General features: G+C 56.2%; 20 protein-coding genes, 1 tRNA gene and 1 other RNA gene. 13 read left to right on the forward strand and 9 right to left on the reverse strand.

What is annotated here, in order from left to right; all coding sequences use genetic code 11:
* Window positions 1–343: 343 nt before the first annotated feature.
* On the forward strand, window positions 344–2,287 hold the full coding sequence (locus PPRO_RS06495; RefSeq protein ID WP_232286701.1) for a lytic transglycosylase domain-containing protein: 1,944 nt from the start codon (window positions 344–346) through the stop codon (window positions 2,285–2,287).
* 105 nt (window positions 2,288–2,392) lie between these two features.
* Here PPRO_RS06495 and cowN read toward each other — a convergent pair whose 3' ends face one another.
* Complete coding sequence (cowN, locus tag PPRO_RS06500) at window positions 2,393–2,698, reverse strand: N(2)-fixation sustaining protein CowN (protein ID WP_011735234.1); 306 nt, start codon at window positions 2,696–2,698, stop codon at window positions 2,393–2,395.
* 687 nt (window positions 2,699–3,385) lie between these two features.
* Here cowN and smpB point away from each other — a divergent pair.
* The 5 genes from smpB to PPRO_RS06525 all read left to right on the forward strand — a co-directional run bounded on the left by smpB (window position 3,386) and on the right by PPRO_RS06525 (window position 9,526).
* Window positions 3,386–3,844: an SsrA-binding protein SmpB gene (gene smpB / locus PPRO_RS06510; RefSeq protein WP_011735236.1), complete on the forward strand. Its 459-nt coding sequence runs from the start codon at window positions 3,386–3,388 to the stop codon at window positions 3,842–3,844.
* A 75-nt stretch (window positions 3,845–3,919) separates the two neighbouring features.
* Window positions 3,920–4,273: a transfer-messenger RNA gene (gene ssrA / locus PPRO_RS20085) on the forward strand.
* A gap of 276 nt (window positions 4,274–4,549) precedes the next feature.
* On the forward strand, window positions 4,550–5,686 hold the full coding sequence (locus tag PPRO_RS06515) for a tyrosine-type recombinase/integrase (RefSeq protein WP_011735237.1): 1,137 nt from the start codon (window positions 4,550–4,552) through the stop codon (window positions 5,684–5,686).
* A 96-nt stretch (window positions 5,687–5,782) separates the two neighbouring features.
* The gene (locus tag PPRO_RS06520; protein WP_011735238.1) at window positions 5,783–8,173 is read left to right on the forward strand and encodes a TOTE conflict system archaeo-eukaryotic primase domain-containing protein; all 2,391 of its coding nucleotides are present in this window, start codon (window positions 5,783–5,785) and stop codon (window positions 8,171–8,173) included.
* Window positions 8,174–8,227: 54 nt separating this feature from the next.
* Window positions 8,228–9,526 (forward strand): SWIM zinc finger family protein, encoded by a 1,299-nt coding sequence (locus PPRO_RS06525; protein WP_011735239.1) that lies wholly within the window; start codon window positions 8,228–8,230, stop codon window positions 9,524–9,526.
* 142 nt (window positions 9,527–9,668) lie between these two features.
* Here PPRO_RS06525 and PPRO_RS06530 read toward each other — a convergent pair whose 3' ends face one another.
* Window positions 9,669–9,917, reverse strand: coding sequence for a hypothetical protein (locus tag PPRO_RS06530; RefSeq protein WP_011734407.1), 249 nt, complete (start codon window positions 9,915–9,917; stop codon window positions 9,669–9,671).
* A gap of 204 nt (window positions 9,918–10,121) precedes the next feature.
* Between PPRO_RS06530 and istA the strand changes: the two genes are divergently transcribed.
* Together istA and istB are read left to right on the forward strand one after the other, a co-directional pair.
* Window positions 10,122–11,360 (forward strand): IS21 family transposase, encoded by a 1,239-nt coding sequence (istA, locus tag PPRO_RS06535; RefSeq protein ID WP_011734942.1) that lies wholly within the window; start codon window positions 10,122–10,124, stop codon window positions 11,358–11,360.
* Window positions 11,348–12,124 (forward strand): IS21-like element ISPepr5 family helper ATPase IstB, encoded by a 777-nt coding sequence (istB, locus tag PPRO_RS06540; protein ID WP_011733826.1) that lies wholly within the window; start codon window positions 11,348–11,350, stop codon window positions 12,122–12,124. The genes istA and istB overlap by 13 nt, the downstream gene beginning before the upstream one ends.
* On the opposite strand, the gene PPRO_RS20090 is transcribed toward istB, so the two are convergent.
* The 3 genes from PPRO_RS20090 to PPRO_RS06550 form a co-directional block, all read right to left on the reverse strand.
* Window positions 12,033–12,965, reverse strand: coding sequence for an ExeA family protein (locus PPRO_RS20090; RefSeq protein WP_011735240.1), 933 nt, complete (start codon window positions 12,963–12,965; stop codon window positions 12,033–12,035). The two genes, istB and PPRO_RS20090, sit on opposite strands and share 92 nt — an antisense overlap.
* Entirely contained in the window at window positions 12,955–14,409 is a 1,455-nt protein-coding gene (locus PPRO_RS06545) for an IS481 family transposase (protein WP_011734404.1), read from the reverse strand. The genes PPRO_RS20090 and PPRO_RS06545 overlap by 11 nt, the downstream gene beginning before the upstream one ends.
* Window positions 14,410–14,563: 154 nt before the next feature.
* Entirely contained in the window at window positions 14,564–14,998 is a 435-nt protein-coding gene (locus PPRO_RS06550) for a hypothetical protein (protein ID WP_198138261.1), read from the reverse strand.
* Between the two features lie 349 nt (window positions 14,999–15,347).
* On the opposite strand from PPRO_RS06550, the gene PPRO_RS21210 reads away from it, so the two are divergent.
* Window positions 15,348–15,902: a hypothetical protein gene (locus PPRO_RS21210; RefSeq protein ID WP_011735241.1), complete on the forward strand. Its 555-nt coding sequence runs from the start codon at window positions 15,348–15,350 to the stop codon at window positions 15,900–15,902.
* Between the two features lie 157 nt (window positions 15,903–16,059).
* Here the strand turns inward: PPRO_RS21210 and PPRO_RS06560 are convergent.
* Both PPRO_RS06560 and PPRO_RS06565 read right to left on the reverse strand, forming a co-directional pair.
* Window positions 16,060–16,135: transfer RNA gene (locus PPRO_RS06560), tRNA-Thr, on the reverse strand.
* A gap of 554 nt (window positions 16,136–16,689) precedes the next feature.
* Window positions 16,690–17,268 carry a recombinase family protein gene (locus PPRO_RS06565; protein ID WP_011735242.1) on the reverse strand — a complete coding sequence of 193 codons (579 nt, stop codon included), beginning with the start codon at window positions 17,266–17,268 and terminating at the stop codon, window positions 16,690–16,692.
* A gap of 611 nt (window positions 17,269–17,879) precedes the next feature.
* On the opposite strand from PPRO_RS06565, the gene PPRO_RS06575 reads away from it, so the two are divergent.
* Complete coding sequence (locus PPRO_RS06575; RefSeq protein ID WP_011735243.1) at window positions 17,880–19,895, forward strand: DEAD/DEAH box helicase family protein; 2,016 nt, start codon at window positions 17,880–17,882, stop codon at window positions 19,893–19,895.
* 233 nt (window positions 19,896–20,128) lie between these two features.
* Here the strand turns inward: PPRO_RS06575 and PPRO_RS06580 are convergent, their stop codons facing one another.
* Window positions 20,129–20,581 (reverse strand): hypothetical protein, encoded by a 453-nt coding sequence (locus PPRO_RS06580; RefSeq protein ID WP_041532184.1) that lies wholly within the window; start codon window positions 20,579–20,581, stop codon window positions 20,129–20,131.
* Between the two features lie 77 nt (window positions 20,582–20,658).
* Complete coding sequence (locus tag PPRO_RS06585; RefSeq protein ID WP_011735245.1) at window positions 20,659–21,516, reverse strand: GIY-YIG nuclease family protein; 858 nt, start codon at window positions 21,514–21,516, stop codon at window positions 20,659–20,661.
* Between the two features lie 478 nt (window positions 21,517–21,994).
* On the opposite strand from PPRO_RS06585, the gene PPRO_RS06590 reads away from it, so the two are divergent.
* The 3 genes from PPRO_RS06590 (at window position 21,995) to PPRO_RS06600 (ending at window position 24,858) form a co-directional block, all read left to right on the forward strand.
* Window positions 21,995–22,429, forward strand: coding sequence for a hypothetical protein (locus tag PPRO_RS06590; protein ID WP_198138261.1), 435 nt, complete (start codon window positions 21,995–21,997; stop codon window positions 22,427–22,429).
* Between the two features lie 154 nt (window positions 22,430–22,583).
* Window positions 22,584–24,038 carry an IS481 family transposase gene (locus PPRO_RS06595; RefSeq protein WP_011734404.1) on the forward strand — a complete coding sequence of 485 codons (1,455 nt, stop codon included), beginning with the start codon at window positions 22,584–22,586 and terminating at the stop codon, window positions 24,036–24,038.
* Window positions 24,028–24,858 carry an ExeA family protein gene (locus PPRO_RS06600; RefSeq protein ID WP_011734879.1) on the forward strand — a complete coding sequence of 277 codons (831 nt, stop codon included), beginning with the start codon at window positions 24,028–24,030 and terminating at the stop codon, window positions 24,856–24,858. The genes PPRO_RS06595 and PPRO_RS06600 overlap by 11 nt, the downstream gene beginning before the upstream one ends.
* Window positions 24,859–24,866 lie beyond the last annotated feature (8 nt).

Consider the following 24,866-nt stretch of genomic DNA (forward strand, 5'->3'; position numbering starts at 1 on the left):
CTACTGCTGCCGCCTTCAGGCTGTCTGTGCTGTTACGATCAAGGCGGGCCCCGTACGCTTCCACTGCTTCATGTCTGAAAGGGCGACTGCTGCGGAATGCAGCCTAGGGTTTGCATGAGTTATGGTGTGTCATCTGATTAACGCAATTCCAAGGCCATGGGCGTCCATCCAGGGCCTTGTTCACGAAAGGCAGATCATGTTTCGAACCACCCGAAGACCTTTTGTTATCGCATTGGCAGGTATTTCGCTCGTTTCCCTTGTCAGTCTCTCCTGTCATGCCGATGACGCGCTCACCAGTGCCGTATCGCAGTTTCGGGAGAAGGACCATACGGACGGTTTTGCTTTGGCACTGAAAACTGCCGATTCTCCGCAGCGTACGTTTTTGCTGGGGGTCAGCGCCCTCCGTCAAGGGAAGACCGAAGAATCCCTGTCCCTGTTGGGGGAGGCTGAGCAGAAATTGCCACTGCTGGGAGATTATGCCGCCTACTATCAGGCCGAGGCATTGTTTAAGCTGAAAAGGTATCCCGAGGCGGCTGCCAAGGCGGTTGCCATACCCAAGGAGTACCCGGTTTCTTTGCTGGTCCGACGTTCGTTGAAGCTTCAACTCGACAGCGTTGTGGCTGCTGGAGATTTCGCCGCAGCGCTCAAGCTGTCCCAGGCTTTTGTCGAGAAATACCCCTCTGGCGCGGATTCCGTGGACGCGCTTTTCCTGTCCGGCCTCTGCCGCGAGGAGCTGGGCAATACGAACGGCGCGGTCCAGATTTACCGGAGCATCTGGCTGAATACCCCGCTTGCCTTACAGGCTGTGAAATCCCAGGACCGCCTCAAGGAACTGGAGAAGCGGGGCATCGCCAGCAACTCTTTTACGGCTGAGGAACTGCTTCGCCGAGCCTCCGCGTTTTCCGCGAAAAACTCCTTTTCGCACTCACTGCGGACACTCCAGGCAATTCCGCTGGAAGGACAGTCAGCGGCCCTGGTCGATCTCGTTATGTTGCGTACCGGCCTGAACCAGTATCGCATGCGCAACTGGAAGGAGGCCGAAAAGAGTCTGGTCAGGGCAGGAACCAGCAACAATGTCTCCATACGATCCGAAGCTCGCTTTTGGCAGGCCAAAGCCTTGGAACATCTTGACCAGGGTGGACGGGCTTTTACCATGTTAATGGAATTGGCTGGCGAGGGGCAGAAACAGGAATTCGCCGATGATGCCCTGATGGAGGCCGCCGACCTGCGAAAGGGGGCAGGGAGCTATGCCGAGGCTGCTCTTCTGTTTGAAAGAGTTGCTCTACTCTGCCCGGAATCAAAGCATGTCAGTCGGGCTGCCTGGGAGTCGGGCTGGTGTCATTACCTTGCGGGAGAACATGCTGCGGCTGCCGTGTCATTCAAGGCGCTTTTGAATGAGGGCGGCCAGCGGGAAAAGGCTCTCTACTGGCTGGGACGTGTGCTGGAGAACAGCGGCAATGCAGAGTCGGCAGACTGTTACAGCACGCTTTTGAACGAATATCCGGCAGGTTTTTACGCCGCGTGGCACCGGGAGAAGAAGGGGATCCAGGACAACCGTGAATCCCTTGCCCAACGTTCCACCATGATTGCTTCACCGCTTCCGTCCGGTTATGAAAAACCGCTTCTGTTGGCTTCACTGGGCATGATTGACGAGGCCCGTCGGGAGGCGGCTGTTCGACGGAAGAATGGTGACAAAAAGGGGCAGTATCCCGGCTTTGCGCGACTCTATCTGGAAATGGGCGATTATGGATCAGCCATTTACCTCTTTCAGCAGAACCGCTCACTAAAGTGGGAAAAAGAAAGCTTGCCACTCTGGACCGCAGGTTATCCCCTGGCCTATACGGGTCAGGTGGCGCAGCAGACAGCTGCCAACAGCCTCTCCGAGGCGCTGATTTATGCCCTGATTCGTGCCGAGAGCAGTTTCTCGCCTACAGTGAAATCTCCGGCAGGGGCCATCGGCCTGATGCAGCTCATGCCGGCAACGGCCAAGGCAACTGCCCGCGAAAAGGGCACCTTTGATCCCGCTCGACTGACAACCCCCGATTACAACATCATGTTGGGGACGCGGCATTTTCGCGATCTTTTGAATGGGTATGACGGCGATGTGGTTTTTTCGGTCGCCGCCTACAATGCCGGTGCAGGTGCGGTGGCGCGCTGGAGAAAGAGGCTTAAAGGGCTTGATAAGGATGAATTCATTGAAAGCATACCCTATAAGGAGACTCGTGACTACGTCAAAAAGGTCTATGCTGCGGCCGCCACCTACCGGCAGTTGTATGGGTTGCGCTGACATGCCGGTTCCTTCCTCTGATACCGGAGGTTGTTGTCGGCGACGTCCGGCGAATAACGGTTACGGTGGAATCGCCCCGCCCGAACTGTAACGTGGGGACAGGGCTCAGCATGACTCCACTTCGATCTGGTGCAGCAGTGTCAGCGCCTCTTGGTCCCCGTGTTCCTCAAGCAGATCATATATGTTGTTGATGTAGGAATGGATCAGGAATAGTTCGTCGAGGCGGCGAGTATTGTTGGTGTCGGGCGATTCAGCCAGCTCCAGTTTCTCCTTGAATTTCTCCCAGAACAGATTCGTTTTGGCAGGGTCATCGATGTGACGTCGCAGCATCGCCACCAATCGCCGGGCATTGCCGTCGCCGTCAATTCCCTTGAATGTCACGTAACGGTCTGTTTCTGTCATCTTTTGCATGTTCTTCTCCTCTGGTGTTGTTGGCACATGTACGTGTCTTCTGCTGCCCGCTGTTTGGGCAGAATCGGCTGGTATTCTGAGCGCTGAATGCAGCGCAGGTGTGTCCGGTCGACACACCTGCGCTGCTTGGCGCTTGCGTCATGCAGAAAGTGAACCAACTGCGCAGGAACGTGGGGTCCGCTAGAGTACCGGTCGCATCATGTAAGCCTCTGGCGGCGAGAAAAGCGAGGAAGGTTGAAATAATTCTTAATATTTCTGAAGGAAAGTCGATAAAAGAAAAGTACTTTCTGGAGGGGGTGATACGGATGTCAATAGCTCAGCTTTCACCGAACAGTATTCTCGTTGCTCCTTCTCAGGTCAATGCGCCAACGCAGAGTGTGCAGCATGCCGCTCTGGCCCAGGCAAGTCAGGCCGCCCAAAGTGCGCTTGTCAAGACCAAAACCGATACTGTAACCATCTCATCCCAGGCTGCAACGATGAATTCCCGTGCCTCTCGCCTCGCTGAAGAGCCTCGGGAAGACGGAACGGAGAGAACGACTCAAAAGAAGAGGCGACAGGGCTGAATCCGAGCAGAGTGGTGAATCGTTTTATCGCATATTTCAAACGGGAGTCCATTCACGGATTCCCGTTTGCTGTTCTCCCAATCTGGTCGTTCCCTTTCTTCGGTAAATCTGTTAGGATCGCGCAATGGGTGAAAAACTGATCTGTAATAACAAAAAGGCCTACCACGACTATTTCATCGAGGAAAAGATGGAGGCCGGTCTTGTCCTGCTGGGAACCGAGGTGAAGTCCTTGCGGGCTGGCAAAGCCAACCTGAACGACTCCTTCATGCTGGTGCGCGATGGCGAAGCCTTTCTGCATAATCTGCACATCTCTCCCTACGAGTTCGGCAATCGCCAGAACCATCAGGCCGATCGCAATAGAAAACTGCTCTTGCACCGCAAGCAGATTGATCGTTTGTACGGCAGAATCAGGGAACAGGGCTATTCGATCGTTCCCCTGCGCATGTATTTCAAGGACGGTCTGGTGAAGGTCGAGATAGGGCTTGCCAAAGGCAAGAAACTATACGATAAACGTGAAGACATGAAGAAGAAGGACAGTCAGCGCGAACTGTCCCAGGCGCTCAAATCGAAAAACAGGGAGTAAGGCCGAATACGCTGGACCAAGAACGAGTAATAATCACGAAATTACCGGTTTCTGGTCACTGGTCACGGAATTTAAGGGGGTGTAAAGGTTTCGACGGGGAACTGAAAATCTGGGTAGCACCGGGTCGGGGCAGGTGGCCGACCTTAATAAACCTGCACGGCATTAATTGCCGACAATTATAACACTCCTGTAGCCTTAGCGGCTTAACAGGCGTCCCCAATGAAGATGCCGGTGGTACAACGGGGGCGTCATTTACTACCGGATAGGGAAGCGCGACGCCCGTAGCGCAACCCGAAACTCAACGGGATCGTCGTCTGACTGCCTTGTTCATTGCGCAGGTAGACGGTTAAATTGAGCAATGTACTAACGGTGTAGAATCTCAGATGCTAGGTTTTTCGGACGTGGGTTCGATTCCCACCACCTCCACCAATCAATAGTCCGGCACGGTCCGGGCACATCCAAAAGCCCTTGAGAAATCAGGGGCTTTTTCTTTTGTCTTGCCAGTGTAGTCCAATGATGTACCCTGAAATCCGGTTGTTTTGGGGGTAACTCTGGGGGTAGTGGGTAGGCGCCTGGGGGTAACTTGCAAATAATCTGGGGGTAACTGGGGTAGATATGGCGCTGACGGACGCTCAGGTGAAGGCGGCAAAGCCGAAAGAGAAGGCGTACAAGCTGACCGATGGTGACGGGCTATATTTGTAGGTTATGCCAGCCGGGGGGAAGTGGTGGCGCTTCAAGTACCGCTTCGGCGGCAAGGAGAAATTACTTTCCTTCGGCACCTATCCCGACATCTCCCTTGCGGAAGCGCAGGCGAAGAGGCACGAGGCGCGAAACCAGGTTGCCAACGGTATTGACCCCGGAGCTGAACGCAAGGAGCTGAAGAGGGCGGAGCAGGAGCAACAGGAGATCGTCGAAAACAGCTTCAAGGTGGTCGCTCGCGAATGGCACGGGAAGTTTTCCGGCCAATGGTCGCCGGGCCACTCCATGACTACCATGGACCGCTTGGAGCGGGACATATTCCCCTGGCTGGGGAGCAAGCCAGTTGCTGATGTCAAGCCAGTTGACCTTTTGGCGGTACTGCGCCGGATAGAGGGGAGGGGGGCGCTGGAGACGGCACACAGAGTCCGAACTATCTGTGGGCAGGTGCTGCGTTATGCTGTGGCTACCGGACGTGCTGAAAGGGATTCTGCGGCAGACCTGCGGGGTGCGTTGCCGCCGGTGCGGGAAAAACACCATGCGGCGCTGACCGACCCGAAGGAGGTGGCCGACCTGCTGAGGGCCATTGATGGCTTCAAGGGAACCTTTCACGTTAAGTGCGCTTTGAAGCTCGCCCCTATGCTATTTGTCCGTCCCGGCGAGTTGCGGCAAATGGAGTGGGCGGAGATCGACCTTGACGGCGCACAGTGGAACATCCCCGCCGAAAAGATGAAGATGAAGCAAGCCCATATCGTGTCGCTCTGCAAACAGGCCGTTGCGATCCTGAAAGAACTGCAGCCATTGACCGGCGCGGGCCGCTATGTGTTCCTTTGTCACCGTTCACCACTGCGTCCCATGACCAACAATGCAATAAACGCGGCATTCCGTCGTATGGGGTACACGTCCGATGAAATGACAGGCCACGGATTCCGGGCAATGGCGCGGACGATCCTTGACGAAGTTTTGCAGGTCCGGCCTGACTTCGTCGAGCACCAACTTGCCCATGTCGTGCGTGATCCGAACGGTCGAGCCTACAACCGGACGGCGCATCTCAAAGAACGGCGGAAGATGATGCAGCTTTGGGCTGATTACCTTGATGGATTGAGGGTAGGGGCGAAGGTGATTCCATTACGGAATACATCATGAAAGGCGAGAGACGTTTGCACTGAGTGATTCTCGAAATGTCTGTGATACTGAGAACTTTGTTTCAAAGTTTCACGGGATAGGACGGCCATTGGTACCATGTTTGTTGAAAAGATCACGAACAGTGCGGACGAACTTGAGCGGTTGCTCGAAGAGAACAGCCGCCTCAAAGCCCTGCTGACCAGCCATGGCATCGCCTGGGAAGAAGTCACCCCTGTGGTTGCAGAGTCCGTCGTCGTAGAAGCACCGCCCCCAGTCTCATTCACCACTGCCGACAAAATCGCACTCTTCCGCCGCCTGTTTCGGGGGCGCAGTGATGTCTTCCCCCTGCGCTGGGAGTCCGTCAGGGGAAAATCCGGCTATTCACCGGCCTGCGGCAACGAATGGAAGCCGGGCATCTGCCGCAAGCCGAAGATCAAATGTGGCGACTGCACCCAGCGTCTGTTGCTACCGGTCACCGATCAGGTCATCTACGATCATCTGGCCGGAAAACAGACCATTGGAGTGTATCCGCTGTTGACTGACGACAGCTGCAATTTCCTGGCGGCCGATTTCGACGAGGCAGACTGGCGCGAGGACGGCCAGTCGTTCATGCAGTCCTGCCACGAATTGCAGATTCCCGCCGCGCTGGAAATCTCCCGCTCCGGCAATGGCGTGCACGTCTGGCTCTTCTTTTCCGAGCCGGTTCCGGCCCGAGAGGCGCGCCGACTTGGAGCAGCATTGATCAGTCATACCTGCAATCGCACCCGGCAATTGTCCCTGGCAAGCTATGATCGGCTCTTCCCCAACCAGGATACCCTGCCCAAGGGCGGTTTCGGCAACCTGATCGCTCTCCCCTTGCAGAAGCAGCCCCGCGAGCAGGGACGCAGTGTTTTTGTCGATGCGAGGTTTGAACCTTATCCGGATCAGTGGGTCTTTCTTGCTTCGATTCGGCCGTTATCCAGAGCGGAACTGGAAGACGCTATCCTGCGGGCCAGTGGCGGCCGTCATCCGCTGGATGTGGCTTTCGCCGTAGATGAAGAGGAGAGTAAGCCGTGGCAGCGCCCGGCACCCGTTACGGCGAAGATATCTGGGCCGCTTCCGGAGTCACTGGCACTTGTGCTGGCCAACCAGATCTTCATCGCCAAGGTCGATCTCCCTCAAGCGTTGGTAAATCGCTTGATCCGGCTGGCTGCTTTCCAGAACCCTGAATTCTACAAGGCTCAGGCCATGCGCCTGCCGGTGTGGAACAAGCCGCGCATCATCGGATGTGCCGAGAATTACCCTCAGCATATCGGCCTGCCCCGTGGCTGCCTCGATGCGGTGCTCGACCTGTTACAGGAGAACGACATTCGTCCGGAGCTACGGGACGAGCGCCTGGCCGGACGGAAGGTGGCTGCCAAGTTTACCGGAACCTTGCGCAAGGACCAGAAGGCCGCAGTGCGGGAAATGCTTAAACAGGATGTCGGTGTGCTCTGTGCCCCGCCAGCCTTCGGCAAGACGGTCACAGCTGCCGCCCTGATCGCTCGCCGCAAAGTGAGCACGCTGGTGTTGGTCCATCGCACCGAGCTTCTGCGCCAGTGGCAGGAACGATTGACCGGATTTCTCGAGTTTCCGAAAGGAAGCTTGGGCGTCATCGGTGGCGGCAAAAAGAAACCGTCCTCTAAGATCGATATCGCCGTCATGCAGTCACTTTCTCGCCGCGAAGATGTGGGCGAACTCCTCGACCAGTACGGGCAGATCATTATCGACGAATGTCATCACCTGTCGGCCTTTTCCTTCGAGGCGATCCTCAAGCAGGCCAAGGCGAAATTCGTGGTGGGGCTGACAGCCACGCCGATACGACGCGACGGTCATCAGCCGATCATCTTCATGCAGTGCGGGCCGATACGCCACAGCGCAGCCAAACCGGAAACCGCCCCGGCGCAACTGGGAGTCTGGCCGAAGGTTCTACCCGCGCCGGAGGTTCCGCCGGATTCACCGATTCAGGATGTGTTCCGCATCCTTGCCAACGATGCGACCCGCAGCCAGCGCATCGCCGGGGATGTGCTGGCCGCCTATCGGGAAGGGCGAAAGGTGCTGGTGCTTACCGAGCGGACAGATCATCTGTCGCTGTTGCGGACGGCACTGGGGAGTCAGGTCGAACACTGTTTTGTCCTCCATGGTCGCTTGTCGAAGAAGCAGCGAATGGCCGTATTCGACGAGCTGGATGCGTTGGGCGAATCCGCGCCAAGAGTCTTGCTCGCTACCGGCCGCCTGATTGGTGAAGGGTTCGACCACCCGCCACTCGATACACTGGTGCTGGCCATGCCGATTTCCTGGAAGGGGACGCTTCAGCAATACGCCGGCCGCCTTCACCGGGAGCATGCCGGCAAGCAGGATGTGCGCATATATGATTACGTCGAAAATGACCAGCCCCAGCTCTCCCGCATGTGGGAAAAACGCCAACGCGGCTACCGTGCGATGGGGTATACGATCAGGGCGCCTGCAGTGGAATCGTCAGGCAGGTAGGGGACGAAATCGGTTGCAGGATTAGCTGTCTATGAACAGAGAAAGGTATGAACCATGAAATCCGTCAAGACCATGCTCAAAGGGCTCACCCACGAGGAACTCCGTGAATGGGCCGGCGACAGGATATTCGACCGCGGAAGAAATTACATCTCCCGTGTCTCGCAACTGTCGCGTACCGAGGATGGAACCTTGGCGGCCTGGGTCTCCGGTAGCGATGAATATGCCACCACGGTCAGGCGCGATGGCAGGGAGGATTTTGACTATGACTGTACCTGCCCCTATGATGACGGCCCCTGCAAGCACGCGGTTGCGGTGCTGCTGGCGGCTGCCGGGCAGTTGAATGGAGGGGGGGCGATCCCTCTCCTGGATCCCTGCGCTGACCTGGCGCTGGAGATGTTCGGTGATCCTGAAGATGATGAGGAGTGGGCGGATGCTGAAGAGCCGGATGTGGAGTCATCCTCCCCGGAAGAGGCCAAAGGTCGTTTGCCCAGGATCGAATCGATTCTGGCGGAGAAAAGCCGGGAAGAACTCGTGTCGCTGCTGGCTGGGCTTGCCTCCGATTTTCCGGATGTAGCCCGCCGGATCAACGAGACGGCGCAGCTTGAGACTGGACAGGTGGGAAAAATCGTCTGTGCCTTGAAAAAGGAGATCCGTTCGCTGACAGCGGAGGATGTCTGGTACAACCCCTGGAAGAGCGAGGGAAACCTGCCGGACTATTCCCATGTGGAGCAGCAGTTGCGTGCGCTATCGGACAGGGGGCACGCCGATGCTGTTCTGGAGCTGGGGGAGGAGTTGTGGCAGCGGGGCAACAAACAGGTCGAGTGCTCCCACGACGAGGGGGATACCGCCATGAAGATCGCCGCCTGCCTGGAGATCGTGCTGAGGGCGCTGCCTTCCAGCTCAATGCCCCGCGTGGAGCAGGTGCAGTGGCTGGTGGATCACGAACTTGATGATGAATACGCTCTGCTGGCCGGGATAGATAAACTCCTCAATGGCCCGCTCTACGGGGAAACGGAGTGGTCTAAGCTTGCCGAGACGCTTGAAGTGCGCCTGGAAAACAGGGAACTGCCAAAATCGGGGAGTTTTTCAGAAACCTATCGCCGCGAGCGGGTCATGCGGTGGCTCTGCCACGCCTATCGGCGAAGCGGGCGGCAGAAAAAGGTCCTCCCGCTCCTGGAACGGGAAGCTGACCGTTGCCGGAGTTACGAGACACTGGTGAATGCCCTGCTGGAGGCGGGGGAGCCCGACCGGGCGCGTCAGTGGTGCATTCGGGGATTCGACAGAACGATAAAGGATGCACCCGGAATAGCCAGTGCCCTGCAAAAGCGTTTACGGCAACTGGCCGAGGAGTGAGAGTAAACACGATAATCGAGGGAGGTTCAGACTTGCTAATTGAGGGATCATTGCAGGCCCTGACCTGACGATCATGGATGCTGGATGGGCGGCGGTTGAGCCCTGCATAACAGTAGGTTCATCCGCCGCCCCCAGGTTTTTCCTACCTCAGTTGCCGCATGAGCTCCCTTGCCTTCTTCCGGCTGTAACCGATGTCCTCCCTCGATACGTCATACAGATAGACCGGATAGTTAAACCCTGTCTTGATGAGCAGTCCTCCGTTCCAGTCAGTGATCATGGTGATGCTTCTAATATTCCGACGGTAGCGGAACCATGTCGTATTTTCCTCCGTGATCTCCACATCGAGCGTTTCCAGCCGTCTTTTCTGGGGGTTATACACAGTGCATTCCATATCCACCTCCCGGGCTATTTCAGGAACGGCGCGGCTGACGCACGGGAGGAGTGAATAGGTCGAAGTAGAGGGGTTCGTCGATGCGCGGTGTCAATGGTAGTGCAATAATGTCCCAAAAGCGGTAACGAAAAGTGTACCGCCCTGGAAGCCGTGGTATCCCTTCTGGAGAAAGGAGGGGTGCCCATGATTTCCACGGAGGTAGTTATGGACATAGCCGCGCTCAAACGCTCCGGCCACAGTATCCGATGGATCGCACGCAAGTTGGGCATTCATCGCAAGACCGTGAAGAAGTATCTCGAAAGCAACTCTTTCCCTGCCTATCATCGGAAAGACATCAAACCATCCATCCTTGAACCGTATCACCAGATCATCCGGGATTTTCTCGATGAGGATGAATATCAGGCCACTTGGATACTCACCCGTATTAAAAGGATGGGGTATTCCGGCAGTTACGATACCCTCAAGGTATTCGTCCGCTCCATCAAGGAACAGAAGCGGCGCATCGCCTATCAGCGCTTCGAAACGGAGCCTGGGCTCCAGGCCCAGGTTGACTGGGGAGATTTCAAGGTGGTCGAGTCCACGGGAAAGACCACAACCCTCTACGCCTTCGTGATGGTACTGGGATTTTCCCGGGCCATGTACGTCGAATTCGTTGAACGATGCACCCTGGAGGTGTTCATGGACTGTCACCTCCGGGCATTTCGCCACCTCAAGGGCGTTCCCGCCGAGATCCTCTACGACAACATGAAGCAGGTCGTCGTGGGCCGGGAGAATGGCCGGCCGGTGTTCAACACCGAATTCCTTCATTTTGCCAGGCACTACGGTTTTACGCCCCGCCTCTGCCCTCCCTACAGCCCCTGGGTAAAGGGAAAGGTCGAACGCCCCATGCACTATGTGCGAGAAAGTTTCTGGAGGGGGTACGGATTCCATTCTCTGGAAGAGACCAATCAGGATGTTGCCGCCTGGATCGCGGAGACTGCCCACCAGCGCATCCACGGTACCCACCGTCAGCAGGTTCAGGCCCGCTGGGAGCAGGAGCAGCCCTGCCTGGGAGTTCTACCGCCCTCCGAATACGACACTTCCCTCAAGTATTTCCGCAAGGTCTACAAGGACTGCCTGCTTTCCTTTGGCGGCAACCGCTACTACGTTCCCTACCAGGAAGCCGGGAGAAAGGTTCTCCTGAAGGTCAAGGCCGGCGTCATTCGGATCTATCACGATGACGAACTGCTGGCCCTGTACCAGATTCCGGAACTCAAAGGGCAGACCATCGGCATTCCTGACAAACCGCCACCCCGGACTCCTCGGCAGACCCCGCGCTATGGCCAGGACCGGGGGAAGGCCACCCGTGGTCTCACGACCGGAACGCTCTACCCCGAGGTCTACCGTCGCCCTCTGGAAGAGTATGACCGCTACGCCGCCGGAGGTGCCCCATGGAACAGCTGACCTATGAGCGCCTCCAGGACAACCTGAAACGACTGAAACTCTTCAAGGCGGTGGAAATCCTTGACGATGTCGCCACCATCACCCAGAGCGACGGGAGCTCTCACCTTGCTTTCCTTGACCGGCTCCTGGAGGAAGAAGTGGCGGCAAAGGACAAGCGCCGTGTGGATACCGCCATGAAGATCGCCGGTCTTCCCATGGCCAAAACCATCGAGGAGTACGACTTCACCTTCCATCCCCATCTGGACAAGAAAGCGGTGATGGAACTCTTCGATCTGACCTTTCTGGCCAAACACGAAAATGTCATCTTCCTGGGACCGCCGGGAGTGGGTAAGACCCACCTCGCCATCGCCCTGGCAATCAAGGCCTGCTATCACGGCTTCAAGGTCTACTTCACCACCATGCACACCCTGATCGCCAAGCTGAAGGAGAGTCAGGCCAAGGGAAAGGCCTATCTCAACTCAAGTCTGGTGATCGTCGATGAAGTCGGCTACCTACCGGTCAACAACCAGGAAGCCTACCTCTTCTTCCAGTTCATCTCCTATCGTTACGAGAAAAGCTCGACCATCATCACCTCCAACAAGAGCTTCTCCGATTGGCAGGAACTCTTCGGAGACCAGGTCATTGCTTCGGCCATCCTGGACCGCCTGCTTCACCACAGCAAGGTGGTCAACATCAAAGGGCACAGCTACCGGTTACAGGGACATGCCTTCGCCAAGCAACTCTCTCAGAAAGGAGGTGAATCCATTTCAACAACACCTGATTGAGGAACTTCTCTAACCAGCAGGGTGGTACACTTTTCAATTCCCGAAACTGGTACACTTTTGCGTCCCCATTGACACGCGGGAGGTTGCGCTCGGCGGCGGCGGTGAGCAGTTCCGCCGCCATGTGTGTGAGCACCCGCAGGTTTCCGTGTGCATGGGTTGCCAGGGTTTGGATCAGCTCCGGTGCGATCAACTGGGGCGCCCCGGCTTTCTGCAGGACGTAGTCCAGGTAGGAAGCCAGCTCCTGCGGGGTGAGCGCGGAGAGTTCCAGGCGGGCGCGGATGCGACTGCCCAAGGGTAGGAGTTCCGGGGTGCGGAAGCGCTGGGGGAGCCGGGCGTCGCCGCACAGCACGGTGAAGAGCAGGCTCTGGGAGTCGAAGCTCGCGCTTTGCAGGAGCCTCAGTTCGGTCAGGCACTCGGAGCTGACCTCCTGAGCCTCATCGACCAGGAGCAGCGGGCGCAAGAGAGTCGCTGCACAGTGTGCGCGCCAGCGCTCACGCAGCGCCTTGAATCCGCCATACCGGTTGGCGGGATTGAGCTGAACGCCGAATAGCTCTCCAAGCTCGCGATAGAAATCGGCGACCTTGCTTTGGGGGCGCTCCATCACCCCCACTACGATGTCGGGCAGTTGTCCCAGGCGGGCGCCAAGCCACTGCAGGGTCTTCGATTTGCCGTAGCCCGGCTCACCGGTGATCAGGGAGAACCCGCCCTGGGAGACCAGGGACTCCAGGCGCCGGGCAAAGAGTTCGGCGCCCGGCAGCGGCCAGAGCGCCTCCACGGGAAGCGCCGGCACGAACGGGTTGTACTTGAGCCCGTAGAGGGCCAGGAGAGTCTTATCGTTCATCGGGACCCTCCTTCACGGCAAGATAGGCCGGTGGAAGCCCGGTGGCGGCGTAATCCGCCAGCCACTTGCGAAGCAGTGCGGGCATCTCCTCGGGTGAGGCGTTCGCCTGGGCCGACTGCGCCGCAACCGGTTCCAGAGTGCGGCGCTGACCGGAGGCGTTTTTCTCCTTGTCCTGGGGGAGCAGCCGGGCCAAGGGATTGCAGCTGTCGGGATCCACTAGAACCATCCGGCTTACGTCCCAACCGGCATGGCGTAACGTCAGGCGGGGGAGATGCCTGAACCGCGACGGGACCTCGAAGCGCACCCCCTCGACCGTCACGGTTGCATCGCTTTTGCGCTGGGTGCGCGTAACCTGGCGGGTGAAGGCGAGATTCAAGGAGTCCATGTCGGGAGCCGAGCGGGAGACCTCCGGTCCGGCGAGCAGGCGCTCGATCGGAGCGCAGCCGATCTCGCTGTGGGTACGGCGGTGATAGTCCTGTTCGACCCACGCCTGGGTGGTGCGGTTGAGGAACTCCAGCCGCAAGGGGCTCACCCCGCGCAAAAGCTCCATGAGACGTCCCTCAAGCTGCGCCCAGAACACCTCCTGTTTCCCGTTCATATAGGGCGAGTAAGGAAGGGTTGTGTCGTGGCTCACCCCGAGTCGGGCCAGCCCCTCCCGGGTTTCCTCCGCCAGCATCGCGCTTCCATTATCGGTCATCAGAGCCCTGGGAAGCCCACGTTTCAGCATCGCCTGCGTGAGAGCATGCGCGAGGTTCTGGGCGCTTTCCGCCAGATACCACTGCAGATGGCAGCAGAGCCTGCTCCGGTCGTCCAGAACCGCGCACACCAGGGGCGTCTGCCAGCCCCCCTCCTCGTCCAGCACCTTGAGGCTTCCCTGGTGGAAGTCGAGGTGCCACAGGGCGTGCACGTGGCTCGCCTCATAGCCGCGAATCTCACGGCTTTCGCGGCGCCGGACGGCGCGGCGTTGTCCTTCGGTCGGGTTCGCGGGCTCGCGCCTTTTCTGCCACCCCTTCTCCCGCATTCGGCGAAGCACGCTCTGGTAGCTCGGCAAGGCTCCCATCTGGGGCTTTTGGGCCACTTCGGCGGCGAGGTTGTCGTAGTGCAGTTGCACCGTCCAGCGAGGATACCTGGCATACTGCACTTCCAGGGCGCTCAAGAGCGCCTCGGACAGCGCAATCTGACACCCGGCGTCCGAACGCGCCTTGCGACTCAGCGCAGCGATCGGGTCCGCGGCGTCCTTCGCCTGGTAGTACCAGCGTTCGAGCGTGGAAAAACCAAGTCGTATAGACTTCTCCGGGAGCAGGGGATGCCGGTACACCCTCTCGCTCAATTCCCGGATCTTTCCCTGCAACTCCCCGCTCGCGGCAGGGCTCGCCAATAGCGGTCCGATCACCTGCAGCCGAAACCTGGCCCAGCGCTGCTTCGGGACTACATTCTTCTTCATTTAAGGCTCCTTTCCGGCCGCCATCCAGGCGTCTCCACTGTGGAGCACCTTCGGGTCAGCCAAGAGCCGCCTTATAAACCATTCCGAGCCCGATGCGAATCCGCCATCTTTTGCGCGGACCCTTACGACAGTCCAGCTCCCTCGCCGATCCTGTTCAAAAGCCGCATCCCGCAAGCAGTCGCAGACAGCGCACCAACGCCGTTTCCGGGCCGTCGCGGCCAAGCCCCAGGCGCTCCAGCACCCCCAACGGAATCGCTTCCGCCGCCACTGGAGGGATCAGGAGACCGCGCAATCTTTGCCAGGTTGAGGTATGCGGGAAGGTCGAGCGAAAAAACGCCAGCCAGCGTCTGAAAGTCGAGAGGGTGACGCCGAAGAGGTCCATGATCTTGCGGGCGCTGTAACCCTTTTCCCGCTGTTGGCGAAGGGCTGTGGCGACAACGATCACCCCGCCCCAATAAACACGCCGGCCCAGGAAGAGCACCGATGGCGGCAAGGTCCGTCGTCGGCAACCTTCACGACCGCAGCAAAGACTATGGCGTATGAAGAATGTTTCGAACAGGTTGGCGGGGCCGCCACGGGGTTTGCGCACATAGGCGCCTCGGTGCAGCGGTCCCGAACAGTAGGGCAACCAAGGGAGCGCACCCCCTCGGCAAGGTCGACGTCGATGTTATGAAGGAGGGAAAAAAGCTTCTGACGCTGAATAATTTCTGGTAGCATGACTCCTGCCTGATTCCTGCTGGGCAAGGAGGAGCCCCCGTCGATTCCGCCAAGAAAAGTGAGGGGGCTTCTCCATCTTTTCCTCACATTTCTCGTCTATTTCTCGCCTAATTTCCATCAATTTTTCTGATCAGCCTCAGGAGGAGGGTAAGCTGGATCTGGCGGCTGCCTACCGGGCCGAAGATTTCTTTGGTCAACCGACGGAGAAGGCGTACCGGAAATTGCGTCAGGCTGCGGAGAAGGCTGGTTCGTGGCCCGAAGTGCGCGGCGGGATACTGGACTATCTCCAGACCGGGCGGCTTCCCGCAACGGGCGGCGCGGGGAAGAGCCGTTGGCCGCTGCCGGGGATTGAGGTCAAGGTACCTGCGTCCCGGGAAAAATTCGGACAGGATAGTTTCCCTAACCGGGAAATGCTGATTGAGATCGCCATCCTGGAACAACGCTACGATGATGCCGTAGCGCTCTTTCAGGAGTTGAACAAAACCAGGCGCTGGAGCTGGAGTATTGACGAGCAGCTGGCCACGGCCATAGCCGCAAGCCATCCCGACGTTGCCCTCGGGATCTGGAAATCCATTGCCGACCGCCTGATCAGGCAGGTCAAGCCGAAGGCCTATCAGGAGGCTGCCCGCTATCTGCGCCATATGCGCAGGGTGTACGGAGAGACCGGTCGTCTCGCCGACTGGAATGCGTTGATCGTTAGCCTGCGCCTGGAGCACAAAGCCAAGCGGCGTCTGGTGGAGGTGTTGGACGGGCTGGTAAAGGCGGGTGATTTGTAAGTGGATGCCACGGCGTTGCGGTGACGCAGTCGGCAGAGTAAGGCAATACCGATTACCAGGGCTGTTTTCCGGGACAGAAGATGCCTGGCTGGATACCAGTCAAGGGTTTGGGAACGAAAAAGGGCTACAGCCTGTTGCTGTAACCCTTTATTTTTGCTGGAGCCGTTTGTCGGAATCGAACCGACGACCTCATCATTACGAGTGATGTGCTCTACCAACTGAGCTAAAACGGCAATGAGGTCAATAGCTTGTGTTAGATGCTGAGAAAGGTGTCTGTCTGTTTTGTAGGCTGAGATTTGATTGATTCTAATAAAAACTGTGACAAAAACTGTGACAAACTTACTGTCTAGATAGCCTCCAAGTCAACTATTTTTGTAGCTGAGCAACTACCCACGCTGAGATAAACGCTTGTACTGTCATTCCAGCTTGACACCCTCCCTGCCAGATCGTCACGAGGATCGCCTCTGAGGCCCGACAGTATGTCAAGCCATGCCGTACTATACCTGCTTAGGTGCTCGGCCTTAACGGGGTTGTGGAGGGCAAAGCGAATCTATTGAGCTACAGAATGTTGAAATTGCTGTGTTGTTGCGGCGGGGTGTTCAGACTCTGAGTGTGGCGGGAATCCCCTATGCACCGCACCGCTGGCCCCTCAGAGACTTACAGGTTCCGGGGCATAGCCAAGGGGATGGGCGATACGGGAGGGGCTTCAGGGGGCGCACAGGACGCCTGCTTTGCCTGCTATCAGACAACGTGCATTGAGCTGAACAGACAAGCGTATCTATTCGTATTAGTTAGCATTAGCCTTCAAGAGCTTGTAAATTGACTCTCTGCTTATACCCATATCCTTGGCTATCACTGTCTTCTTCTCACCTGCTGCAACTCTGCTTTTGATCACCTCTATCTGTTCATCGGTGATAGACCTCTTGCGCCCTACCCCTTTATAACCGCCAGCTGCTTTTCTAATGGCAATGCCTTCCATCTGCCTTGATCGTATAAGCTGTCGCTCAAACTCCGCAAAGCTTCCCATCATGTTAAGCATTAGCTCTGAGTACGGATCAGCCTCACCAGAGAAGGTAAGCCCCTCTTTCACGAACTGTACCCTAGCCCCACCTGCTACCAACTCAGACACGATCAGCTTAAGGTCAATCAGATTCCTAGCAAGCCTATCCATCGAATGCACTACAACAAGATCACCTTTGTACGCTGTACGCATGAGTTGCTTCAGCTCTGGCCTATCCACGCTCTTTCCGCTTACCTTGTCCTCAAATACCAGATCAAGTTTCACGCCCTCCAGCTGCCTAGCCGTGTTCTGCTCAAATGTCGATACCCGCTTGTACCCTAGAACCCTTCCCGTTCGCTCTCCCACAGCATGCCCTCCTGTCCTGTTTGTGTATTAACCATCTAAGACTTATCTGGGCAAATGTCAAACAATATTCTTTTGAACCCTTAATACACAGAAAATGTGTCAACCAAAACTGTGCACCAGCGGTACACCGTTATCTGACAGATTGGAACGTGGCCTGAACTATTGCCTAAACACCATGAGCACCACTCCAACGCTGATCAATTGTTTCTGCCAGTTATCAATTGGGACCTCTTATAGATCGTATCCCGTTGCCCAATATCCTCACGTCAGCCGTGTATCTGTTTCTCGGAACATAGCCGACAGAGATACGCAAGCTCACCCTTCACCAGTCTTCGGATTCTACGGAGAGCAACCAAAGGAGAACACATGCCCCAGCAGCAAACCCGGAAGCACTCAGGTAGCCAGTACCACTTGAACTTAGACATCATCACATGTGCAGCATTATCAGCGTGCCAGCAGGCATACATACGCCACGGACAGAGATTCAGTAATTCAGTAATCGTGCGGCGAGCATTGAGGGCATTGCTTGAGAAACTTGAAGTTATGCCTAGCCGGTCAGTACAGCAGGAAATCGTACAAACCCAGAGAGCAGCAAAGGGCGTACTCTGAGCATGTCAATTTCTCCTACGCTGTTCCTTGAGAGAATGGAAAACAGATGGGCTGGTTTCGGTAATGTCGTCAGCGCACCCTTGCGCAGGTCATGGCATCAGACGTGTACGGCACTCAATGACAAGCACAGAGCCGCCGACGATCCATGGGAAGAAGAGACTTGGAAGGTTCTGTGTCCACCCACCGGAAGCGGAAAGACCCAAGGACTGATCGTTTACGCATCAATGCTGAATACCCAGAACATCCCGTTATACAGCCACCCCGGCATGATCATTGTCACCAGAAGGATTGACGATGCCGATAACATCGCTCAGCAGATCAATGAATTATCGAGGGCGTATTCCGGTGATCCGAAGAAACCGGACACAGCAATCAGCTATCACTCAGACAAGAAGGGCTTGGTCAAGATGTCGGAACTTGCTCAGCATCCGGAATTGGTCATTACGCATAACGCCTATTCCAGAGCCTTGGATGAATTGAACCGTAACGCAGAGATTGAGGACACGTGGGATTACTTCTACAACTTCAAGTCCGGTAGGCGGAAGCTCGTAGTCATAGATGAAGCAATAGACCTCGTTGAATACACGGAGATTCAGCTCGAGGATATTAAAGCAGTCCTGTTCCTATGCGAACCCATCAAGAAAGAGTTTCCTTCAGAATGGGAAATGTTGTGCCGCTTGAAAGGTATCTTGGAGCAATACGCAGAGGATAATAAAAGACCTCACAAAGAAAGCATTCTCAACGACCTTCCCACATGTCAGTGGTTTTTCAACAATGAAAACTCTGGCAGCCGCACGGTAAACGGCATCCCTCTTGATTCACTATCCTGCTTGGATTTGACAGAATTCAAAAAAGCATTGAGAAAAATCAAGATGGACAGATTGATCAAAAAGCATGATGCCGGTGAGAACGCGAGACTTGTAAGGAACTGCCTTGAAACTGTCTCTGCCGTTAATTCTCTGTTGAAGACATTCATCTTCTACAGTCGGAATCAATCGACACCAACGTTCAACGCAGCACGTTATATCGTTCCACCTGATGCAAGAGGTGGCGTGATCCTCGATGCTACTGCTATGTGTAATCCGGTCTATGATCTATGCAAAGGTGCTTCTGTAATTAAACCGCCAACCGGCACAAGGAACTACCAGAACGTTACGGTGCACACCAGCTATGGTCACAAGGTCGGCAACTCAGAAATGGGTGACAACAAGAAAGCACTGCAACTCAGCCAAGACCTCGTAGACCACCTTGATGTGCAGTTCAGCAAAGATACGGAACAGAGAAAGGTTCTGGTCATAACGCACGATGACGTTGAACCCTTCTTAAAGCAGTGTATCCCGCAGAACTTCAACATGTCGGTTGCACACTGGGGAGCACTAGATGGGTCAAACGAGTGGAATGATCATGACACCGTAGTTATCTTCGGCTTGCCGTACAAACCCAAGCGGTGGTCAGCTTCCGTCTTCATGGGTTATCAAGGGATGCAGAGCACTGCATGGTTACAAGACAAAAATCTACGGAAGTTCAAGAAACACGAGGATATCAGGATAGCAATAGATGACGGCCAGATGATAACCGACATTGTGCAGGCAGTGAACAGAGTTCGTTGTCGTAAAGTTACCGATGAGGACGGGAACTGCCCCAAGACAGATGTGTTCATGTTGTTGCCAACGGAGAACAAAGCAAAGACCCTGCTTGATGGTATCAGCCGCGAGATGCCCGGAATCAGGATAACCGGTTGGAACTACGACAGCCAGAAGCAGAAGAAACGTGGCAGGAAATCAGGAAGGGGTAACTGGGATGAAAGCCTTGTTGCTTACCTGAAGAAGCTTGGTGTTGGTGATAGGATTGCTGCATCCGATATCAGCAAAGCATTGGATATTAATAGTGAAACTTGGAAGGATATTGTACGCAGGATCAAGACACCGGGCACATACCTAAACGAGGAGCTAAAGCGGATAACCGTCGGGTATCAAATGGAACTCCAGAGAGCGGCTTTCCTGAAACTGGCCCCCTGAGTTAGGGGGTGAAATTCTCAATAGTATATTATTGACAAATTGACCCCCAAAGTCTGAGCCATGCGCCTGTAGAACCGCACTCCCTGCGCCCTCTATTGTGCGTCCCTCCCGTGAAACCCAAGGCCAACCCTTGGCGAGTACCGGGAGGGCGGCACGGAGGAAGCACAAGACATTGAACCTTACGATGTGACAAAGTGTATCCATCAGTCGTTAACCCACAAGTGGTTATGTTGCTACTCAAAGTCTTGCAGTGGTGGATACCCAGCCTTGATTCTTATATCGTTAAACGTGTAGTTGATTCTAAACTCTTCTCCCCGCCATATCCCCGTTAGGTCATATCTTGAGTTAAGCAGCAAGGTATTAGATTTTTCATCGAAGATATTAATACTGAAGTTCTTCATGTACTTCCGCATGTCCCAACCATCATAATAGTCATACTTTACCAAGAGATCAGTTTCAGAGACATCCTTTGGTAGCGGAGTCTGCTTAACCATAAAGCCCATTCCAGTCATATGTGCCATTATTGCAGCTCCGAGGTTAAACTCATCTTGCGTCAACATGTCGACATATGCAGTCTTGTACTTCTTTAAATCAGTATCAGGCTTAATAACAGTATTCACAGAACCGGAGCATCCAGCTAACATCATCAGGCAACTAAACATTGCTGCTGCAACAACCCATTTCATGCTTGACCCCTTGAATTACAAATTATAGACATGCCACAAAATCATGAAACCAGTAACAGCTAAATATACAAATAATATTAGCTATCTATCTTAGTGTTAGCAAGGATATATTCAGATATGCAAATATTGTTATCATGCTTCTTGTTAGGCAATAACGCAGCCAAGTCTCTTATTATCATGCGCTCAAGAGTAACTCTGTGCGGAGCAAACACATCTGGTAGGACATCATAACGGAAATAATCCCAGTGAGGAATTGATGCATAATTTGCACTTAGTCGCTTCACTAGGTCAACAGCCTCACCGATATATATGAGCTTGTTTCTAGTATCAATAAGTGTGTAAATAACATTCTTTGCTCCCTGCTGAAGAGGAAGCGCACTTCGCAACATCCAATCCTGCTTATGTATCCTTGCTTCACCCTTGTTAGCTATCTCATCATCAATTCTCTGGATTGCAGATGACTGTACAAGACGCTTGAAGAGTTCAGGGAAACTTGGCTCCTGAGTGTAATAAGCGCAAAACTTAAAGAGCCTCTTAGAAGAATCATACTCTATGTCGAGGAACTCCCAGAAGGGGATGGTTTTCTCAATGTCAGTCGTCTTACGGGAACTAAGGTTCGTTTCCAACGACCTCATGTAACTCATCAAGAAGGTATGCTTTAGTTCAAGTGAAAGGGACTCATCGTACCAAAGGCGATAGGCAGGACTGCGTCGGCCTTTCTTAGCAGATGTAACCCACCCATCATACAAGGTTGAGTTGAAGTTGATTTTAACGATTGAACCTTCATCTTTTTTGGAAGATACATCAGCAAAGGTTTCAGGGAGCTTCCACATATCACAAGCCCAGTTAGGTATGGTTGTTCCATTGTAACCAAAGAGGGACTTGTCGACCTTTTTACGCCATAAGGGAAACTCGATATTCTTGCGTTCAAGCATGACGACACGTTCCTTAATGCATAGCCTAATAATTTGAATAACTTACTCCGTTATCACCCCATAGTCAACCTTCACGACCACCTCTAGCAGAACATCAGCCTTGTACCTCTTGCCGTACCTTCCCGTTGTAATGGATGCGTTAGCGTGCCCCATGAGTTCACCTATGAGACTCTCTTGTGCTCCCTGTTGCTTCAGGTTATCGGCAAAGGAGTGAGGCTGATCAGAAAAATTGATGGAAATTAGGCGAGAAATAGACGAGAAATGTGAGGAAAAGATGGAGAAGCCCCCTCACTTTTCTTGGCGGAATCGACGGGGGCTCCTCCTTGCCCAGCAGGAATCAGGCAGGAGTCATGCTACCAGAAATTATTCAGCGTCAGAAGCTTTTTTCCCTCCTTCATAACATCGACGTCGACCTTGCCGAGGGGGTGCGCTCCCTTGGTTGCCCTACTGTTCGGGACCGCTGCACCGAGGCGCCTATGTGCGCAAACCCCGTGGCGGCCCCGCCAACCTGTTCGAAACATTCTTCATACGCCATAGTCTTTGCTGCGGTCGTGAAGGTTGCCGACGACGGACCTTGCCGCCATCGGTGCTCTTCCTGGGCCGGCGTGTTTATTGGGGCGGGGTGATCGTTGTCGCCACAGCCCTTCGCCAACAGCGGGAAAAGGGTTACAGCGCCCGCAAGATCATGGACCTCTTCGGCGTCACCCTCTCGACTTTCAGACGCTGGCTGGCGTTTTTTCGCTCGACCTTCCCGCATACCTCAACCTGGCAAAGATTGCGCGGTCTCCTGATCCCTCCAGTGGCGGCGGAAGCGATTCCGTTGGGGGTGCTGGAGCGCCTGGGGCTTGGCCGCGACGGCCCGGAAACGGCGTTGGTGCGCTGTCTGCGACTGCTTGCGGGATGCGGCTTTTGAACAGGATCGGCGAGGGAGCTGGACTGTCGTAAGGGTCCGCGCAAAAGATGGCGGATTCGCATCGGGCTCGGAATGGTTTATAAGGCGGCTCTTGGCTGACCCGAAGGTGCTCCACAGTGGAGACGCCTGGATGGCGGCCGGAAAGGAGCCTTAAATGAAGAAGAATGTAGTCCCGAAGCAGCGCTGGGCCAGGTTTCGGCTGCAGGTGATCGGACCGCTATTGGCGAGCCCTGCCGCGAGCGGGGAGTTGCAGGGAAAGATCCGGGAATTGAGCGAGAGGGTGTACCGGCATCCCCTGCTCCCGGAGAAGTCTATACGACTTGGTTTTTCCACGCTCGAACGCTGGTACTACCAGGCGAAGGACGCCGCGGACCCGATCGCTGCGCTGAGTCGCAAGGCGCGTTCGGACGCCGGGTGTCAGATTGCGCTGTCCGAGGCGCTCTTGAGCGCCCTGGAAGTGCAGTATGCCAGGTATCCTCGCTGGACGGTGCAACTGCACTACGACAACCTCGCCGCCGAAGTGGCCCAAAAGCCCCAGATGGGAGCCTTGCCGAGCTACCAGAGCGTGCTTCGCCGAATGCGGGAGAAGGGGTGGCAGAAAAGGCGCGAGCCCGCGAACCCGACCGAAGGACAACGCCGCGCCGTCCGGCGCCGCGAAAGCCGTGAGATTCGCGGCTATGAGGCGAGCCACGTGCACGCCCTGTGGCACCTCGACTTCCACCAGGGAAGCCTCAAGGTGCTGGACGAGGAGGGGGGCTGGCAGACGCCCCTGGTGTGCGCGGTTCTGGACGACCGGAGCAGGCTCTGCTGCCATCTGCAGTGGTATCTGGCGGAAAGCGCCCAGAACCTCGCGCATGCTCTCACGCAGGCGATGCTGAAACGTGGGCTTCCCAGGGCTCTGATGACCGATAATGGAAGCGCGATGCTGGCGGAGGAAACCCGGGAGGGGCTGGCCCGACTCGGGGTGAGCCACGACACAACCCTTCCTTACTCGCCCTATATGAACGGGAAACAGGAGGTGTTCTGGGCGCAGCTTGAGGGACGTCTCATGGAGCTTTTGCGCGGGGTGAGCCCCTTGCGGCTGGAGTTCCTCAACCGCACCACCCAGGCGTGGGTCGAACAGGACTATCACCGCCGTACCCACAGCGAGATCGGCTGCGCTCCGATCGAGCGCCTGCTCGCCGGACCGGAGGTCTCCCGCTCGGCTCCCGACATGGACTCCTTGAATCTCGCCTTCACCCGCCAGGTTACGCGCACCCAGCGCAAAAGCGATGCAACCGTGACGGTCGAGGGGGTGCGCTTCGAGGTCCCGTCGCGGTTCAGGCATCTCCCCCGCCTGACGTTACGCCATGCCGGTTGGGACGTAAGCCGGATGGTTCTAGTGGATCCCGACAGCTGCAATCCCTTGGCCCGGCTGCTCCCCCAGGACAAGGAGAAAAACGCCTCCGGTCAGCGCCGCACTCTGGAACCGGTTGCGGCGCAGTCGGCCCAGGCGAACGCCTCACCCGAGGAGATGCCCGCACTGCTTCGCAAGTGGCTGGCGGATTACGCCGCCACCGGGCTTCCACCGGCCTATCTTGCCGTGAAGGAGGGTCCCGATGAACGATAAGACTCTCCTGGCCCTCTACGGGCTCAAGTACAACCCGTTCGTGCCGGCGCTTCCCGTGGAGGCGCTCTGGCCGCTGCCGGGCGCCGAACTCTTTGCCCGGCGCCTGGAGTCCCTGGTCTCCCAGGGCGGGTTCTCCCTGATCACCGGTGAGCCGGGCTACGGCAAATCGAAGACCCTGCAGTGGCTTGGCGCCCGCCTGGGACAACTGCCCGACATCGTAGTGGGGGTGATGGAGCGCCCCCAAAGCAAGGTCGCCGATTTCTATCGCGAGCTTGGAGAGCTATTCGGCGTTCAGCTCAATCCCGCCAACCGGTATGGCGGATTCAAGGCGCTGCGTGAGCGCTGGCGCGCACACTGTGCAGCGACTCTCTTGCGCCCGCTGCTCCTGGTCGATGAGGCTCAGGAGGTCAGCTCCGAGTGCCTGACCGAACTGAGGCTCCTGCAAAGCGCGAGCTTCGACTCCCAGAGCCTGCTCTTCACCGTGCTGTGCGGCGACGCCCGGCTCCCCCAGCGCTTCCGCACCCCGGAACTCCTACCCTTGGGCAGTCGCATCCGCGCCCGCCTGGAACTCTCCGCGCTCACCCCGCAGGAGCTGGCTTCCTACCTGGACTACGTCCTGCAGAAAGCCGGGGCGCCCCAGTTGATCGCACCGGAGCTGATCCAAACCCTGGCAACCCATGCACACGGAAACCTGCGGGTGCTCACACACATGGCGGCGGAACTGCTCACCGCCGCCGCCGAGCGCAACCTCCCGCGCATCGACGAACCCCTCTACTTCGACCTATTCACTCCTCCCGTGCGTCAGCCGCGCCGTTCCTGAAATAGCCC

Source organism: Pelobacter propionicus DSM 2379, from assembly GCF_000015045.1.
In the GTDB taxonomy this organism is placed as follows: domain Bacteria; phylum Desulfobacterota; class Desulfuromonadia; order Geobacterales; family Pseudopelobacteraceae; genus Pseudopelobacter; species Pseudopelobacter propionicus.

Excerpts from the sequence above, each read along its gene's own strand:
- cowN (WP_011735234.1), bottom strand. The coding sequence starts at position 2,698 with ATGCAAAAGATGACAGAAACAGACCGTTACGTGACATTCAAGGGAATT.
- smpB (WP_011735236.1), top strand. The coding sequence starts at position 3,386 with ATGGGTGAAAAACTGATCTGTAATAACAAAAAGGCCTACCACGACTAT.
- PPRO_RS06515 (WP_011735237.1), top strand. The coding sequence starts at position 4,550 with ATGCCAGCCGGGGGGAAGTGGTGGCGCTTCAAGTACCGCTTCGGCGGC.
- PPRO_RS06520 (WP_011735238.1), top strand. The coding sequence starts at position 5,783 with ATGTTTGTTGAAAAGATCACGAACAGTGCGGACGAACTTGAGCGGTTG.
- PPRO_RS06525 (WP_011735239.1), top strand. The coding sequence starts at position 8,228 with ATGAAATCCGTCAAGACCATGCTCAAAGGGCTCACCCACGAGGAACTC.
- PPRO_RS06530 (WP_011734407.1), bottom strand. The coding sequence starts at position 9,917 with ATGGAATGCACTGTGTATAACCCCCAGAAAAGACGGCTGGAAACGCTC.
- istA (WP_011734942.1), top strand. The coding sequence starts at position 10,122 with ATGGACATAGCCGCGCTCAAACGCTCCGGCCACAGTATCCGATGGATC.
- istB (WP_011733826.1), top strand. The coding sequence starts at position 11,348 with ATGGAACAGCTGACCTATGAGCGCCTCCAGGACAACCTGAAACGACTG.
- PPRO_RS20090 (WP_011735240.1), bottom strand. The coding sequence starts at position 12,965 with ATGAACGATAAGACTCTCCTGGCCCTCTACGGGCTCAAGTACAACCCG.
- PPRO_RS06545 (WP_011734404.1), bottom strand. The coding sequence starts at position 14,409 with ATGAAGAAGAATGTAGTCCCGAAGCAGCGCTGGGCCAGGTTTCGGCTG.
- PPRO_RS06575 (WP_011735243.1), top strand. The coding sequence starts at position 17,880 with ATGTCAATTTCTCCTACGCTGTTCCTTGAGAGAATGGAAAACAGATGG.
- PPRO_RS06580 (WP_041532184.1), bottom strand. The coding sequence starts at position 20,581 with ATGAAATGGGTTGTTGCAGCAGCAATGTTTAGTTGCCTGATGATGTTA.
- PPRO_RS06585 (WP_011735245.1), bottom strand. The coding sequence starts at position 21,516 with ATGCTTGAACGCAAGAATATCGAGTTTCCCTTATGGCGTAAAAAGGTC.
- PPRO_RS06595 (WP_011734404.1), top strand. The coding sequence starts at position 22,584 with ATGAAGAAGAATGTAGTCCCGAAGCAGCGCTGGGCCAGGTTTCGGCTG.
- PPRO_RS06600 (WP_011734879.1), top strand. The coding sequence starts at position 24,028 with ATGAACGATAAGACTCTCCTGGCCCTCTACGGGCTCAAGTACAACCCG.